The organism is Shewanella sp. MBTL60-007 (genome assembly GCF_019654915.1).
GTDB lineage: Bacteria > Pseudomonadota > Gammaproteobacteria > Enterobacterales > Shewanellaceae > Shewanella.
Map to the genome: position 1 here is coordinate 13,712 of NZ_BPET01000017.1, position 16,830 is coordinate 30,541.

Sequence of the window (16,830 nt, forward strand, 5' to 3'; positions counted from 1 at the left end):
ACAAAGTTGACAAGAGCCGAATGTTGAGGGCGCGATGAAGAAAGTATTATTAGTGTTGTTGAGCTTATCTTTTGCAGTTCATGCAAACTCTGAAATGTCAGATATACAAGCACTAGACATGCAAACATTAGATTGGCAAGTGCTGGCACCAATCATCAAGGAGCAAGATGTACATTTGCCCGATGTAACAGAAAGCCAAAAACGACTACTGGCAACGGTTATTCAATTGCAAGATAGCGCAAAGCCAGTTGATAGAGAAAATGTCATGAAAGCACGGCAACGCTTAGCCGATGACGGTGTCGATGTTGATGCAGCGCTCGATGCTAGAGTGCGCTATATGTCGCTTGCGCAGCGAAAAGCCGAGAGCTTAAATACAGAGGTTAACGGTAAGCGGGTTAGCATGTCTGGCTTTGTGGTACCGACCAAGTTTAACGGCGTCAAAGCGACAGAGTTTCTGCTACTGCCTTATGCAGGTGCCTGTATCCATATGCCGCCACCAGCGGCAAATCAAATAGTAAAACTGAGCTATCCAGCCGGATTTGAAGTTGAGAATGTACAATTTCCAGTGACGGTAAGTGGCACTATTAACGCAGAGAAGAAAACGGAGCTGGTGCAACTGGTCGATGGCAAGATGAACGTCACTATGGGTTATGCCATGGATGCGCTAACGATTGAGAAATACTATGGTGATGCGGTGCCAGCTCCAGTCGCTAAAGAGCAGCTAGATCGCAAAGGACATGATCATAAGGGCCATGCTCACTAACTGATTGATACACATGGAATGAAAGACGCGTAAACAAGGAAACCTGTATGAATACAATGCGTATAGCAGTTTTAATCGGAGCCTGCTTTGCTTGTGGTGGCAGCCTATTTAGCGCTGTGAGTTATGCCAGTACCAGCTTTGGTAGCCCAAATACCGTTGATAACACCATCAAAGAGAATACCCGCAAGAAAGAATCTTGGCGTGAAAACCTAGCCAGTGAACATAACCTGACTATAGGGCTTGATTATCAAGTGCTTGGGTTGTCGGCAAGTTCGCCTACCGAAGGCGGGGACGATAACTCTGCGGCGGGTGTTGCTCGATTTTACGGTTCTTGGAATCTTACTGGGTTAGAGGGGGGGAATGTGGGTGGCTTAGTGTGGAAAGTTGAGCATCGACATGGTTATACCGATACCGCGCCTAAAGCCTATTCATTTATTGAGCCAGGACTTGGCTACATTGGCATGATAGGTCCGGCATATAGCGACCAAGGCGGCCGACTGACCAACCTGTATTGGAAGCAGCAATTTAATCAGGGTAAAACTGCGTTAATGGCGGGCTACTTAGATACATCCGATTATGTCGATACCTATGCATTAGCAAGTCCGTGGACGGGGTTTACCAATCTCGCATTTAGTACAGGGGCTGGCGCAATTGGCCTGCCTGACGATGGGATTTTAGGGATTGCAGTTGGTCATATGCTCGATGATAATTTTTATATTATTGCTGGTGCTGCAGATGCGAAGGGGCGCTCTGATAAGCCTTTAGATGGCTTTGAGACTCTGTTTAATGACCATAAGCTGTTCACCTCATTGGAGTTTGGCTGGACGGCATCACAGGAGCATATTTATACCGACAATGTACACCTGACTCTTTGGCATATTGATGGCGGTACCCAACATAATCTTACTCAGCCAAGCGAAAGCGGCCAAGGGGTCAACTTCTCCGCCAGTTTCTTTGTTACGCCGCAAATCATGCCTTTTGTCCGTGGCGGATTATCTGAAGGGGATGTGGCGCTATACGATAAATCCTTAACTCTGGGAGTGGGTTACTTTGGTTTAGCTGGTGAGAAAAATAACTTAGGCTTTGCGATAAATTTTAGTGAGGTGAATGAAAGCTTAGGTAAGGCTTATGGCGTTACTGACGACAGGCAATTTACCTCAGAGCTTTATTACAACATGAGTATTGGTGAGTTTGTGCAGCTAACCCCTAATATTCAATATATTGATAACCCTGCTATCTCAACAGAGGATGATACTTGGGTGCTTGGTTTGAGAGCGAGAGTGGCGTTCTAATAAGCTTACGCATAATAAATCCATACGAAAAAGGCCTCTATTTAGAGGCCTTTTATACTTGCAGCGTTCTTTTTAAAACGGTTTTAAGAGCTCTGCAATACCGCTCAGGTAAGGAGTATTAAGCAGTTGGCTGATGCGGGTTACGGGTATCTTGCCCTTGTGGCAAGTTACGTAGTAACACGGCTTTGTCTAGCTCAACACCTGCAGGGACGTCTAGGAATACAAAGTGTCCAGAACCCAGACCTGCCTCAACACTTTCACCTTTGCGGTTAATTAGGCTATCAACCTTTATTGTTAGGTTACCTTGTGGTGTCATCACCTCAACACTGTCGCCAACAAGGAACTTGTTCTTCACATCAACTTCAGCAAAACCTGCTTCATTACGAACGCCTGTGAACTCGCCCACAAACTGCTGCGTATCGCTGATTGAGTAACCGTAATCGTAATTTTGGTATTCATCATGTACGTGACGACGTAGGAAGCCTTCGGTGTAGCCTCGGTGTGCAAGACCTTCTAGGTTATGCATCAAGGTGCGGTCAAAGTCTTTACCCGCGACTGCGTCTTCAATCGCTTGGCGATAAAGCTGTGCGGTACGCGCAACATAATAGAAAGACTTAGTACGACCTTCAATTTTAAGTGAGTCGACGCCCATCTTGGTTAAGCGCTCTACGTGTTGAATTGCACGTAGGTCTTTTGAGTTCATGATGTAAGTACCATGCTCATCTTCAAACGCTGGCATATATTCGCCTGGACGTCCTGCTTCTTGAAGCAGTACGATTTGGTCTGAAGGCTGACCCGCGCCTAATGTTGGTGTTTCAATCTGTACTTCAGGATTAACGGCAACCACATCGCCGCTCTCTGTTTGCTGGGCTTCATGGACATCGTACTTCCAGCGGCAAGCATTGGTACAAGTACCTTGGTTAGGATCACGCTTGTTGATATAACCAGATAATAGGCAGCGACCAGAATAGGCCATACAAAGTGCCCCGTGAACAAATACTTCTAATTCGATATCTGGGCAGCGCTGACGTATCTCTTCGATCTCATCAAGAGATAGCTCGCGAGAAAGAATGACTCGTTTGATACCTTGAGATTCCCAAAACTTAACCGACGCCCAGTTGATGGCGTTTGCCTGAACCGACAAGTGCACGACTTGATCTGGAAACGCTTCACGTACCATCATGATAAGACCAGGATCAGACATGATTAATGCGTCAGGTTGCATAGCAACCACAGGCTCCATATCTTTGATGTAGGTTTTCAGTTTCGCGTTGTGCGGTGCAATATTGCTGACCACATAGAGCTTTTTGTTCAGGCTGTGGGCTTCTTTAATACCAGCAGCCAGATTCTCCATTTTAAAGTCGTTATTACGTACGCGAAGACTATATCTTGGCTGGCCAGCATAAACTGCATCGGCGCCATAGGCAAAGGCGTAACGCATATTTTTTAACGTACCGGCGGGGGATAATAGCTCAGGTTTAAACATAATAGCTTCTCTGTTAACGGATAAGGGCTCGACAATCGGCCGCGCATTTTACTGAATGCGGGTGTGCTAATGCAAGAAAGTCAGCCGTATATAATAAGTGGATTCAGGTCGATCTGGGTCGTTTATTATAAAGTCTTGTGATCTGGTTATCAATTTTTAAGCGATTTGACGCTAATCGTGGCACCTGGTTAAGTATTAGCCTTTTAATAACATTTTGAACACACGCTTAAAGCGTTCTGCTGATATACTCAATTCGCTGCAAATTAATACGAATAGTAAGGGAGTCGGGATGTCTACAGAGCATCAAGTATTAGTTGGTTTGTTGAAAAAGTTAAAATCAGACGCCTTAGTCTTACCTACCTTGCCAGAGGTAGCGATGCGGGTGCAGGAGGTTGCTGGCCGAGACGATGCCAGCCTCAAAGATGTGGCGATGATCATTGGTCAAGACGCAGCAATTTCAGCTCGGGTGATCCGCATCGCTAATAGTGCCCTATACAGCCGCGGGATCCCTGCAGATAACCTTAACGCTGCGATTAATCGTATCGGTCTGATGCAGATAAAGTCGATTGCAACCTCGATAGCGATGGAGCAACTCTTCATCTCGACTAATCAGATGGTATGGCAGGTGATGGATGAGGTGTGGAACTCTTCAATTGATGTTACCTCTGCTGCATGTGCCATGTTACAGCGATATAATGAGACCCATCCGGGAAGTAACCTAAATTATGACACTATGACACTTGCTGGACTTGTGCATAATATCGGGGCATTACCTGTATTGACCGAGGCTGAGGCACAGCCGGAGTTATTCGATAGCATTGAGTTATTGCGTAGCTTGGTTAAAAAGTTACAGGGGCCGCTAGGCCGTGCAGTATTGAGCAGCTGGGAGTTTTCGCCAGATGTGATGGAAGTGGTCGAACGCTGGGCCGATCTTACTTATAGTGCGGAGCGAGTTACATATTTGGATTTCATTCGAGCTGCTGCTTTTTATACGGGGGAGCTGAAAGCGGGTGCAGATTTAGAGCAAAGAATGGCTGTATTTATTGAGCGCGGCTTACCTGTATCGACCGAAGAATTGACCAGCGAAAAATTTTTAGAGACCTATCAATCTATTAAGGCTAGTTACGAATAAGTGAGCCCACTAATATAGTGCTAGTGAGCAAAGGGAAACTATAGTGTTTAGTGGCGTAGGTGCGGCTAGGCGCTATAGTTTATAGCAGAATAAGTTGAGATTTTAGAACGGATAAAGTACTCATATATGGACAGTTTTAGGATGATTTCCGCTGTGTGTTTATTACTGCTCATTTTGTTAGTATGGGTATTGTGGCAACACCATAGACTGCGTAATCAAGTTAATAAGCTGTTTAACAATCTCTCCCTTAAAGATATCAAACTCTCCTCTAGTCCGCCCTCTATAGCCGCTAAATTGGCTAACTTACATGAGCTAATTACAGGGCTCTATGCCCAGACTCGACAAACTGAACGAGATAAACTCACCGAGCTTGATAATCGTTTAACTATGAAGCGTAAGATGGCGGCCATGATGCCGTTAGATAAAGGTAGTTTGGTGCTACTCGATATCTATCGTTTTCGCTACGTGAATGACCTATTTGGTTTTAACTTTGGCGATGAGCTGCTTAAGCAGATAGCCGCCAGAGTGAGAAGCCTTGCCCCCGAAAGTTCGCTGATTGCCAGGATGAATGAAGATGAGTTTCTTATCTATTTCACCAGTGCAATGACCGAGCCGCAACTAAAGTTGCTTATCGATAGATTACAGCTTCCCTATGACATTTTTGGGAGCATCATTACCACAAGAGTACAGATGGGACATCTGGCGTTAGAGCCGTTTCATAGTGATATTAGTACCATGCTACGTAGGCTCGACTTAGCGCTAAAAAAAGCCAAGACCCACGATGTGGCACTGTCAGAGTACTTGTTGGGTGATGATGTCGTGCAGTTAAGAGAAGTGTCGATTATTAATAGTCTTGCTAAGGCGCTGCGTGACGGTGAGCTTTATATGGTGTATCAACCCAAACAAAGCATTCCCAAAGGAGGTTGCCATCAAGTAGAGGCGTTAATGCGCTGGGATCACCCGTTACTGGGTAATATCTCTCCCGCGGAGTTTATTCCATTAGCCGAATATTCCGGCATGATAGATATCGTTAGCCAATGGGTCTTGGACGAGGTTTTTGCTCAGCAGGCCCTATGGCTGCAAAGGGGGATAAAGCTGCAAGTAGCGGTTAACCTATCGACTCAAGATCTGCGTAACGTCTCTTTGATCAGTGGCATAGAAGCAAGGCTAGAGCAGTACCAGTTCAAAGCGGATGTGATTTCGATAGAGATCACCGAAAGCAAGCTGATGCAAGATCTCAACGGAGCGGTTGCCACCATTAAACGTTTACGTCAAATTGGCATCGATGTGGCTATCGATGACTTTGGTACAGGTCACTCCTCGTTAGCTTACCTTAAGTACTTACCTGTTGATGAAGTGAAGATAGATAAGGCATTTTTGGATGATTTAGAAGTTGACGAAAGAGCTCGCCATATTATGGATACCAGTATCCGTTTAGCTAAAGGCCTTGGCTTTAGGGTGACTGTCGAAGGGGTGGAAACCGAAGATGTATTACAGTTACTGCTCGGTATGGGCGTCGATAAAGTTCAAGGTGATATTTTTTCTAAGCCTTTAACGGCTAAAGAGTTGGAGTCCCGCTGGCCAAAAATAAGTAAGGCGTAACACGCTAAAAATAAACAGGTAAGTCGCTGGCTAGATTGCAGACTTACCTTTGTTGTTTGGGCTGCGTTTAAAAAATAACAGTTTCAGAGAAGGCTTCACCTAGGCGACCAATTAATTGTGGTGGCATTGGACTTAGCTGACGTTTCTTATTCATGCAGATCATCTCAATCTGGGCTGTGACGGCAGGCTTTTTGCCACTGGGGCGCCAGATCTCCTGTAACCAAACCGTACGGTATTTACTCTCAAAGTAGAACTTGGTTCTAATATCGATAATATCGGCAAACTCCACACCATCGTGGCAAAGCATATCACTACGATATACGGCGAACCCTAAATCATGTTCATCCCATAACTTAGCTAACTCGTTTGCTCCTATGACATGCTCGCGGGCACGTTCAAAATACTTTAGAAAATTAGGGTGGTACACCACACCCGAAAAATCGGTATCTTCATAGTAGATTTGAACGGGGAAGTGGTAAGTCTTGCTGTACTGAACGGGTTTAGATTCAGAGGTATTTGACTGCAGAGATTGAGTTTGCGACATAGATAATTAGCTTTAGTTTCGTCTGTGTAGGATGTTTAGGGGCAGTTTATCACAGTAAGCGACCTGTAAATCGACTTACTGAAAAATTGGAGAAAGCGTGAGCTGTGCTTGAGTTTTTGTCGGAATAACCATTAGAATAATCTCATTGAAATAAATCTAATGGAGTGGTTTGAGATGGCAGAAAAATGCGTTGAAGTTAAAACACATATGGGAGAAGGCTGGAAGGTTACCGCGCAGGTAAGAGAGCACCAGTTAGTCATCGACCAACCAACAGCGGGTAATGAGGGGGCGAACCCATTAGAGACTTTTATATTCTCTCTTGCTGGTTGCATCTCTACCATAGCTCGAATGGTCGCCAGAGAGCAAAAAGTCGCACTTAACCATTTTGATGTCTCCATCAAGGCCCAGTTAAATACGTTAGGTCTGCTGGGTAAGGCTACCGACGATCCGGTTGGATTTAAACATATCGATATCACAGTCGAGATGGATGCTGCAGTTAATAATGAGCCGTTAACCGAAGAGCAAAAACAGACGTTTATCGATACTGTCTGTCATCGTTGTCCTGTTCATGACAACTTACTTAAGCCGACTTTAGTGACCCATCAAGCGGGTTAACAGTCAGTGTTAGGCAATATTTCATCATAACTCACCTGTGATGAAATATTGCTCGATTGCTTAAGCGGCTTATACCTTAAGATTGATTCACTCCTCTATGATTCATTCCCAGATTCGCGATGTGGTTAGTCGCTATAAAAGGGACCTTCTATCGCGCTTAATGGTTTTCTGCTCTACCATAACTTTTACCTCAGCTGATGATTAATTAGTAGAATATTTCGTCTAAGTTCTTTGAAATTTAGCTATTTAGTGTTTATCTTTGTAGGAGGCTTAATGGTCGTCTTCTAGAATAGGTTATGAACTATAAAAATAATTTTTAAAAGAATTTATCAAGGATGAATAGCTTCTTATGGAACAAGGCTTAATTCTCTCACTCATACAAAATGCCGCCTTATTACTTGCCATAGTACTCGTCTATGACGCCTTCCCGCGGACTAAAAAACGTTCATTAGCTATCTTATGGCGTATCGGTAGCGGGCTTCTCGTTGCCATTATCACCATCTCTATTATGTTAATGCCCTGGCAGTACAGTGATGGGGTTTTCTTAGATTCAAGAACCATAATTCTCAGTATTTGTGGCCTATTTTTTGGCGGTATTCCCACTTTAGTCGCGGTGGTTCTAAGTTGCGTATATCGGTTGAGTGAAGGTGGGATTGCCGCATGGTCAGGCGTAGGTACTATAGTGACATCAGGCCTCATTGGTTACCTTTGGGGAAAGTATCGTAAAGGTGATATAGAGGATATTCGCATCAGTGAGTTATGGGCCTTTGGCTTTATGACTAATAGTGTGGCATTACTCTGGGGCCTGACCATGCCTATCGAAATGGCCATCGCTCTACTAAAACAGGTCACTATTCCTTTGTTGCTTATCTTTCCTATCACGACAGTTTTATTGGGGTTGCTATTATCTCGGCGCATCGAAATTGAGCGAGAGCAAAAGCTCAAGTTACAGGATCACCTATTGTTTAAGTCGCATTTTCATAGCGGAAATATGGCCATCGCCATAACCGATGTCGATCATAGCTGGATTAAAGTTAATCCTAACTTGTGTCAGATGTTGAAGTATACCGAGGAGGAACTGTTGCGGGTCTCATGGGAGGAGTTGGTGTCTCCCGGCGACTTCCATCTGTATAAGCATCACTTTGCTCAGATGATCGAGGGAGAGGTTGACGAATTTGAGCTCGATGTCGCTTTTATCGCAAAAGATGAGTCGATGGTGTACACCCACATGACGGTGGCCTGTCAAAGAGTGCACTCAAAAGTCGAGTTAATCATTACAGGACTGTTGAATCGTACCTCTCAAAAGCAAGCTGAGAAAGACAAAGCCGCGAGTCAAGAGCAATTGGGGTTAGTGCTTGGCAGTAGTGGACTGGGTTTTTGGGATTGGGATATTCGTAGTGATGTTATTGAACGTAATGAGCACAGCGCTGCCATATTGGGCTGTGATGTCGAAACCCTCAATCGGTCGCCTGAATTATGGATTAATGCGATTCACCCCGAGGATAGAGTTGCAGTACTTAAGTCGATAGAGGCTCATCTAAACGGGGAAAGCGAGCAGCATAAAATTGAGTACCGTATCCGTAATCAAGCCGCAGAAACATTGTGGATTTTAGATTCAGGCAAAGTGATGAGCCGCGATCGAAGCGGTTGCCCCATAAGGATGTGCGGTATTCATACGGATATCACCGAAAGAAAGCGGGTTGAGGAGTCATTAAAGCTGGCCGCCTCTGTGTATAACAATAGCTGTGAAGCCATGAGCGTGCAGGACGAGCAAGGGCATATTATTAATATCAATGCGGCGTTTTCAGATATTACTGGCTACAGTGAAGCGGAAGTTAAGCATCAGAATATTAGGATATTGCAGTGTAGCCGTAACAATCGCAGCGCCTATGAGCAGATGAACCTGGCTCTCGAGGAAGAAGGGCGTTGGCGGGGGGAAGTATGGCTAAGGCGCAAAAATGGTGAGGAGTTCGTGGTTTGGCTCACGCTAAATACGTTATTCGATGCCGAAGCCCAGAGCCAGTTACGCGTAGCGCTGTTTTCCGATATCACCGAAAAGAAGCAAGCCGAGCAGATTATATGGAAGCAGGCGAACTACGACCCGTTAACAGGTTTACCTAATAGACGCATGTTGCTTGACTACCTTAATGCGGAGATTTTGAAGTCAGATACTCGAGAGCTGCATTTTGCTCTGATGTTTTTAGACTTAGATTACTTTAAAGAGGTGAACGACACACTAGGTCATGACATGGGCGATATGCTGCTAACAGAAACCGCCAAGCGTCTTAAAGGCTGTATTCGGGAAACGGATGTAGTCGCAAGGCTGGGAGGCGATGAGTTTACCATAGTTTTATCGGGGATCACCGATATCAAAGGTGTAGATAAGGTGGCTAAGCATATCTTAACTCGTATTGCGGAACCCTATAACTTGGGCGAGGAAACGGCCTATATTAGTGGGAGTATAGGCATTACGCTTTATCCCGATGATGCCTCGACTATTGAGGGGCTATTAAAGCATGCTGATCAGGCGATGTATGCCGCCAAAGATGAAGGCCGAAATCGTTTTCATTATTTCACCCCCTCGATGCAGCGGTACGCGAAGTATAGGATGCGATTAATTCAAGATTTACGTCAGGCTATTGCTAATCAAGAATTTGAACTCTATTACCAGCCTATCGTCTGTATGCAGGGGGAGCAGAGACTTAAGGCTGAGGCATTGATCCGCTGGCGCCACCCTAAACGAGGTCTGGTTTCGCCAATAGAGTTTATTGCGGTTGCAGAGGAAACAGGGCTGATTATTGAAATCGGTAACTGGGTTTTTCAACAAGCGGCGCGGCAGAGTGCGCTATGGCGTGATCGTTTCGGAGTCGAAGTACAGATAAGCATTAACAAGTCTCCCGTTCAGTTTAGAGATGATGGTGAGAGCTTTGAATCTTGGGTATCTTTGTTAAAGACACTGAATTTAACCAATAACAACATCTGTATCGAGATCACTGAGGGCTTATTGCTCGATGGCAATAGCGCTATCTCTTCTAGGTTGAAGCAATATCGTGACTCCGGCATACAGATCTCGCTGGATGATTTCGGTACGGGTTACTCCTCATTGGCCTACCTTAAGAAGTTTGAGATTGATTTTCTAAAGATTGATCAGTCTTTTACTCGAAACCTAGACAGTAATAGTGATGATTTTACCCTGTGTGAGGCGATTATCGTCATGGCCCATAAATTGGGCATGAAGGTGATAGCTGAAGGGGTCGAGACCGATTACCAACGTAAGGTATTAGCTGGTGCGGGCTGTGATTATGGCCAAGGTTATCTATTTTCAAGACCTGTGCCGGTTGAAAAGTTTGAGCAGGCCTACCTTGAGACCCCTCATATAGAAAGAGCTTAGTTAAAAAGAGTCGGTTTTATCTTGGCTATTATCTGGCGCGGTATTTTGCTAGACTCCGCGCTCACTTTTATTCCTTATACTCTTATTAACTCTATTGAGCCGACCATGAACTTTGATGCATTCGATTTACATTCCAAAATATTAGATGCAGTTTCTGCGCGCGGATACCAGCAATTGACCCAAGTTCAATCGCAGGTTTTACCCGTTGCCATGGAAGGTAAAGACATAATGGCGTGTGCGCAAACCGGTACTGGTAAAACAGCCGCATTTGCCCTGCCACTGCTAAACAGGTTAGTTAAGGAATATAACTTCTCAGCACCATGTGAGGCTGAACTTGAGTATCAACCTAAGCTGAGGGTATTGGTGTTGACGCCAACCCGCGAGCTTGCCATTCAAGTTGCCGATAATATTACCGCCTACGCGCAGTTCTTACCCTTTAAGACCACGGCGGTATATGGTGGCTCAAACATGAATCCACAGCGTAAAGCATTGCAAGCAGGAGTTGATATTCTGGTCGCTACACCGGGCCGCTTGTTCGATCATATTGGTCAATTCGGTCTGGATCTTTCGAATGTGACTCATTTAGTCGTAGATGAAGCCGACCGCATGCTGGATATGGGGTTTGTTCGCGATATCGAAAAGGTTAAAAAGTTGGTCGCTGCTAGCCATCAAACGCTTTTCTTCTCTGCGACCTATAGTGAAGAGGTGAAAAAGCTAGCCGAGAAGATGTTGATTGCGCCTGAATGGATCAATGTTGCGACATCGACCACGGCAAGCCTTATCACTCAGGAAGTTTATTTAGTCGATACTCGCCGTAAGGCCGAGCTACTGTCAGAACTGATTGGTCGTAATAATTGGCAGCAAGTCTTAGTATTTGTTAGCACTCGGGAGAGTGCCGAGCATCTACATACCGAGTTAAAACTTGATGGTGTGAAAAACGCCGTCTTTCATGGTGAAAAGACTCAAGGGGCAAGAAATCGCGCACTCGAAGAGTTTAAGTCTGGCAAATTAAGGGTCATGGTGGCGACCGATGTGGCTGCTCGTGGTCTAGATATTGAAGCCCTGCCTTTGGTGATTAACCTTGAACTGCCATTTGCCGCCGAGGACTATGTACATCGTGTTGGCCGCACAGGACGCGCAGGCCTTGCTGGTCACGCTATCTCGTTTGTATCACCGCAAGATAAGAGCATGTTGCAGGAGATTGAACTGTTAATCGGCCAGAGCTTGCCGTGCATCACTATGCCAGGCTATGAAGAGGGGGCGCCTCTACCCGCACGTTATCGTGATGTGGTAGCTAAGCCTGTTAAAGAGAAGAGTCATAATAAACGAAAGTATCAGGATAAAAATCGCACGGCTAAAAACGCCGTTGGAAAGAGTAGCTTCCGTGGCGCAACATCGGGTAAGAGTACCTATGGTCGCTCGAAAGACAAAGCTAAGAAATAGCTCCCATATTCGTTAATTCAGCTTCAGAAAGTGGACACATCGATTAATCGTGTGTTCACTTTTTTTATGGGGTAAGGTAACTCCTTTAAACTAAAAATATAAAGGATAATCCTCGCGCTATTAATGAAGAAGCTTGGACTGAGTTTAGTGTAGTTTTCAAACCTAGATAGAAGCAGAGTATTTAACGATGACAAGAGGAGACAGTGATGAGTAAGTTAGTGAACTTAGGCGTGGTTGTAACTGTGACAAGTTTGCTACTGGGCTGCGCCGTTAATGATGAACAAGCGAGTTCAGAACAATCGATAGTGCAGCAAACCGAAGTTAAGCCTGCGTCGGCAACAGAGTCTAACCCAAATGGCTGTAATTTAGACTGGTTTAAGAAAGTCGAAAAAAAAGTCTTCACAGGTGATGGCCAAGGGCATGGACCCGATCTTGGCTCAATGGAGTGGCGCAGTGTGGTCGAGTTTAAGCTAGGGATCCGAGGTAACGAGGCAAATCCAAAGTTAGACTCAGAACAATGGTGTGATTATATCGATAAGCATTATATTGATTAGGCGCCATCATTAGCGGGCCTTAGTTCTAAGCCCTTATCATTATATGTAGGCTATAGATTATGAAGGCCATTATCACGCCCCTTAGTTAAGGCTATGGGGTGACATTAAAGCCTCTTAGGGATTAGAATCACTGGCTATTCGATAGAATGAGCTAGCACTATGATCCAGAGCATTATCCCAACCAATGTGATTACCGGCTTTTTAGGCGTCGGTAAGACCTCTTTGATTAAAGCCCTATTGCAGCATAAGCCAGAGGCAGAGGTGTGGGCTGTATTGGTCAATGAGTTTGGTGAGATAGGCATAGATGCTGGATTACTCAATAGCAACAAACAACAGGTACAGATCAAGGAAGTCGCGGGTGGTTGTATGTGTTGCGCTGCAGGCTTACCTATGCAAGTGGCAATTAATCAACTTATCGCCAAAGCTAAGCCTGACAGATTACTGATTGAGCCAACGGGCTTAGGTCATCCTGAAGAGGTGCTTAAGGTATTGACTCAACCTCACTATCGACAAGTATTAGCGATGAAAGCTTGTGTCACCTTAGTGGATGCGAGAAAGCTCGATGATAGTCGCTATACTGAGCATGAGATCTTTAACCAGCAGTTACGTGTTGCCGATCTGGTACTAGCGAGTAAGGCAGATAGCTATAAAGGCTCACTCATGACGCGATTAACCGATCACCTTGAATTAGTCAAAGGCGCTGATAGACAAGCCATTACTGTCAAGCCATGGAGCCTTAAACAAGCGGACGAGCTCAGTCTATCAATTTTAGCCTTGTTAGACCTTCCTCATAAAGGCGTGACCTCTACTAGTTCAAATAGTGCAGCAAACTCTGTTTCTGGCGTTGAGCCTAAAGTAATAGGAGCCATTCAAGAGCCGCGTCTGATTGATCTAAATTATAGCCCGCTCTTTTCAGAGCAAGATACCGATTCCGCAGGGAGTCAATACAATCAATTTGATGAACGCGGGCTGCAGCGAAAGACCAATCAAGGTGATGGTTTTTATAGTTGTGGCTGGGTGTTTGAGCCAAGCTATGAGTTCGACTTTGAACAGTTAGTAGCCTTAATCAAAGAGTTAGATGTTGTGAGGCTTAAAGCCGTAATGATTACCGAAGAGGGGATTGCTGGTTTTAACCGTGTTGACTCGGAGCTATCTATCGTAGAGATCGATGATGCCATGGACTCACGTATTGAGCTGCTTTCTATGTCAAAAATTGATATCCAAGCTGTGGAGGCAGCTTTGCTCGCGCTATCTTTGCGACTTGGCGCCTAGCTATCCATTTTAAAGACCAATTTTGCATACTTGCATGTTAACTCATGACTATTTTAAGTATCTTAGTCGCTCTGTAAGCAACAGAGCTGTATATCGGCGAAAATAATAACAATAATTAGAGAATGACCATGACCCACCCTATGCCGCCAGCTGAAACGAATCGAGTCACAGTCGATTCGCCGATGATCACAGAGCCAATAGCCAAGCTATTTTGGCGTTATAGCATACCGACAATTCTATCTATGCTGGTGACGGGGATTTACGTGACCATCGACGGTATGTTTATCGGCCATTATTTGGGTGAAGTTGGCCTTGCGGGCATGATCTTGGCATATCCCATCGCTGCAATCCTCTATGCAATAGGGGCTACCTTGGGCATGGGGGGCGCGGCGCTAGTGTCAATTCATCAGGGACAAGGTGAGACTCATATTGCGCGGCGCATATTGGGTAATACCTTTAGTCTGTGTTTGATCTCAGGTTTTATCACCACGCTACTTGGCTGTTATTTCTCAAGAGATATCTTGGTGTTGCTTGGTGCCGAGGGAGAGATCTTAAATAGCGCTGATGATTATTTGTTTTGGTATTTTGCTCTAGGCACTTTCCCTATCGTGTCGATGGCATTTACCGCGCTACTTAGGAACGATGGTCGTCCTGGATTTGTGACCTTTGTTTTAATCTTAGGTGGCGTACTCAATACTGTCCTCGACTGGCTGTTAATTGTGGTTTTTCCCTATGGGTTAATGGGGGCGGCAATTGCGACTATGATCTCCCAGGCCGTTACTGGTGCACTGTGTTTACAGCATTTCTTTGGCAGTAAAACCGAAATTGGTATCAACCTTGAGCAGATGAAGCTTAAGTGGGATCACTGTGTCAATATTATCCGTGTCGGTATCCCTAGCTTCCTAATGAATATGTATCTAACCGTGGTGCTAACGCTGCACAATGTGGCGTTTCTTGCCGTGGGCACGCCGCTGCATGTTGCTGCATATGGCGTCGTGAGTTACACAGAGGCCTTCTTCTATCTCTTGTTTGAAGGTATCGCCTTCGGCGTACAGCCGATCTTAAGTTTTAACGCTGGAGCTAAACGATTCGACAGGGTTAAGCAGGCGTTGAAAATGGCCTTCTCTGTAACCTTAGTTTGTGCGGGGCTTGGCTTAGTCTTTATCTATGCAGTACCTGAGGTGTTTGTGTATATATTTGCTGGGGACAATGCCTTGCTTACACCTATTGCCACAGAAGGCATGCGTTGGTATTTCTGGGGCTTGCCGATGGAAGGACTGCTGTTAGTTGGGGCCTCCTTCTTCCAAGCCATTAACTACTCTAAAGAAGCTTCTATTTTGACCGGGGCTAAATTGATCCTCTTTAGCGCTATCTTATGGGTGTTTGCTTGGGCGTTTGGTGTACCGGGTGTATGGATTTCGCTAGCAACCTGCAGCACAATTTTAGTGATTTGGATGGGCTGGATTATGAAGCGAACTCATAATAAATTGTTAGCTTAACGCTTTTCCTTTTTATAGGATGCATATTAAGAATAAAATGAAATAAGGATTTTTCATGTTTACAAAGCGAAGTGTTAGTCATCGCAATATTATATTGGCGGCAGTTTTTACAACTGCAGTTAGCCTTTCTTCATCCACTTTTGCCTCCGAATTTAGTGAGGCCTATTCAGCCTATAAAGCCGCAGTAACCGCAGAAAATCAATCAGATGTAGCGCTTTATGCGTTACAAGCTTATGAGCTAGGTAAGGTGAAGTTTGGTGGCGATAATATTAATACCGCGATGCTGGCATTAAATGCAGGTAACGCATTAATCACTAATATGCCTAAAGAGACGTTTGATACAGAGGTGAAAGCGAAAGCGAAAACGAAAAAGAAAAAGAAAAAGCGACAGCCTCAGGCATATGATTTGTTTGAAGAGACATTAGCGATCTACAGTAAGCATTATGGTGAAGAAGCTGTCGAGCTTATTGACCCGCTTTTAGGTCTAAGCGATGCCAGCAGTAAAAAATATGCGCGCGAGTTTTTGGATGATGCCCTAGATATTGCTGAAGACTCTGATAATGCAATGTTAATAGCAGATACCAAAATGGCCTATTTCGAACGTTTGGTTAATTCCCGTTATTACACCCGTAAAGTGCGTAATTATGCTTTTGATGCACAAGAAGCCTACAGTGAATTGTTGCCAGAAGATGCTATGAAGCGAGTGCTAACGAGCTTTAGAGTGGGCAATGTACGCTTTGCAGAAAAAGATTATGATGAGGCAGAAGAGCTGTTTTTAGGTGTCATCACTCAATTTCAAAAGCTTGATTACAATCATCCCTATGAGCTGGCAGCTCATGCTAAATTAGTGCAGATTTATGAGCTAGAAGGTGAGAGTGAAAAGTCCACCCAGCACTGTATTGCCATTGGCAATATGAAGCCATGGAAGGAAGATATAGAGCCTACCCCATTGTTTCGTAAGCACCCTGATTACCCGATTTCTTATTTGAAAGCTGGAAAAAGTGGTAGTACGCATATGAGTTTTACCATAGATAAAATGGGCTTTGTGAAAGATGTTGTGGTGATAGAGTCTAACGGTGGCAGTAAGTTCGAAACAGAATCACTGATAGCATTAAAGCAATGGCGTTATGCCCCTAAATTTATTGATGGCGAAGCGGTTGAGGCAAAAGGGCTTAAGGTTAATTTAGAATACTATGTCGAGAAAAGATAAATCTAATTTTATTCAGTGCGTATATTA

The 16,830-nt window shown here is 44.7% G+C and carries 13 protein-coding genes; 11 read left to right on the forward strand and 2 right to left on the reverse strand.

Going from position 1 to position 16,830, the window contains the following annotated elements; all coding sequences use genetic code 11:
- The first annotated feature begins 34 nt into the window (after window positions 1-34).
- Entirely contained in the window at window positions 35-763 is a 729-nt protein-coding gene (locus tag K5Q92_RS07945) for a DUF3299 domain-containing protein (RefSeq protein ID WP_220768469.1), read from the forward strand.
- A 47-nt stretch (window positions 764-810) separates the two neighbouring features.
- A complete protein-coding gene (locus K5Q92_RS07950) occupies window positions 811-2,055 on the forward strand; it encodes a carbohydrate porin (RefSeq protein WP_220768470.1) in 1,245 nt (414 codons plus the stop codon).
- A gap of 118 nt (window positions 2,056-2,173) precedes the next feature.
- Here K5Q92_RS07950 and yegQ read toward each other — a convergent pair whose 3' ends face one another.
- On the reverse strand, window positions 2,174-3,541 hold the full coding sequence (gene yegQ, locus K5Q92_RS07955) for a tRNA 5-hydroxyuridine modification protein YegQ (RefSeq protein WP_220768471.1): 1,368 nt from the start codon (window positions 3,539-3,541) through the stop codon (window positions 2,174-2,176).
- Window positions 3,542-3,830: 289 nt separating this feature from the next.
- On the opposite strand from yegQ, the gene K5Q92_RS07960 reads away from it, so the two are divergent.
- Both K5Q92_RS07960 and K5Q92_RS07965 read left to right on the forward strand, forming a co-directional pair.
- The gene (locus K5Q92_RS07960) at window positions 3,831-4,673 is read left to right on the forward strand and encodes an HDOD domain-containing protein (RefSeq protein ID WP_220768472.1); all 843 of its coding nucleotides are present in this window, start codon (window positions 3,831-3,833) and stop codon (window positions 4,671-4,673) included.
- A gap of 126 nt (window positions 4,674-4,799) precedes the next feature.
- Window positions 4,800-6,275: a bifunctional diguanylate cyclase/phosphodiesterase gene (locus K5Q92_RS07965; RefSeq protein ID WP_220768473.1), complete on the forward strand. Its 1,476-nt coding sequence runs from the start codon at window positions 4,800-4,802 to the stop codon at window positions 6,273-6,275.
- A gap of 67 nt (window positions 6,276-6,342) precedes the next feature.
- Here the strand turns inward: K5Q92_RS07965 and K5Q92_RS07970 are convergent, their stop codons facing one another.
- Window positions 6,343-6,819 carry a thioesterase family protein gene (locus K5Q92_RS07970; protein ID WP_220768474.1) on the reverse strand — a complete coding sequence of 159 codons (477 nt, stop codon included), beginning with the start codon at window positions 6,817-6,819 and terminating at the stop codon, window positions 6,343-6,345.
- A gap of 174 nt (window positions 6,820-6,993) precedes the next feature.
- On the opposite strand from K5Q92_RS07970, the gene K5Q92_RS07975 reads away from it, so the two are divergent.
- The 7 genes from K5Q92_RS07975 (at window position 6,994) to K5Q92_RS08005 (ending at window position 16,803) form a co-directional block, all read left to right on the forward strand.
- Window positions 6,994-7,434: an OsmC family protein gene (locus tag K5Q92_RS07975; protein ID WP_220768475.1), complete on the forward strand. Its 441-nt coding sequence runs from the start codon at window positions 6,994-6,996 to the stop codon at window positions 7,432-7,434.
- Window positions 7,435-7,783: 349 nt separating this feature from the next.
- Complete coding sequence (locus tag K5Q92_RS07980; protein WP_220768476.1) at window positions 7,784-10,825, forward strand: EAL domain-containing protein; 3,042 nt, start codon at window positions 7,784-7,786, stop codon at window positions 10,823-10,825.
- 105 nt (window positions 10,826-10,930) lie between these two features.
- Window positions 10,931-12,268: a DEAD/DEAH box helicase gene (locus K5Q92_RS07985; RefSeq protein ID WP_220768531.1), complete on the forward strand. Its 1,338-nt coding sequence runs from the start codon at window positions 10,931-10,933 to the stop codon at window positions 12,266-12,268.
- A 206-nt stretch (window positions 12,269-12,474) separates the two neighbouring features.
- On the forward strand, window positions 12,475-12,822 hold the full coding sequence (locus K5Q92_RS07990; protein WP_220768477.1) for a hypothetical protein: 348 nt from the start codon (window positions 12,475-12,477) through the stop codon (window positions 12,820-12,822).
- A gap of 159 nt (window positions 12,823-12,981) precedes the next feature.
- Window positions 12,982-14,094 carry a GTP-binding protein gene (locus tag K5Q92_RS07995; RefSeq protein ID WP_220768478.1) on the forward strand — a complete coding sequence of 371 codons (1,113 nt, stop codon included), beginning with the start codon at window positions 12,982-12,984 and terminating at the stop codon, window positions 14,092-14,094.
- Between the two features lie 140 nt (window positions 14,095-14,234).
- Window positions 14,235-15,593 carry an MATE family efflux transporter gene (locus tag K5Q92_RS08000; protein WP_374758443.1) on the forward strand — a complete coding sequence of 453 codons (1,359 nt, stop codon included), beginning with the start codon at window positions 14,235-14,237 and terminating at the stop codon, window positions 15,591-15,593.
- Between the two features lie 55 nt (window positions 15,594-15,648).
- Window positions 15,649-16,803 (forward strand): energy transducer TonB, encoded by a 1,155-nt coding sequence (locus K5Q92_RS08005; protein ID WP_220768480.1) that lies wholly within the window; start codon window positions 15,649-15,651, stop codon window positions 16,801-16,803.
- Window positions 16,804-16,830: the final 27 nt, after the last annotated feature.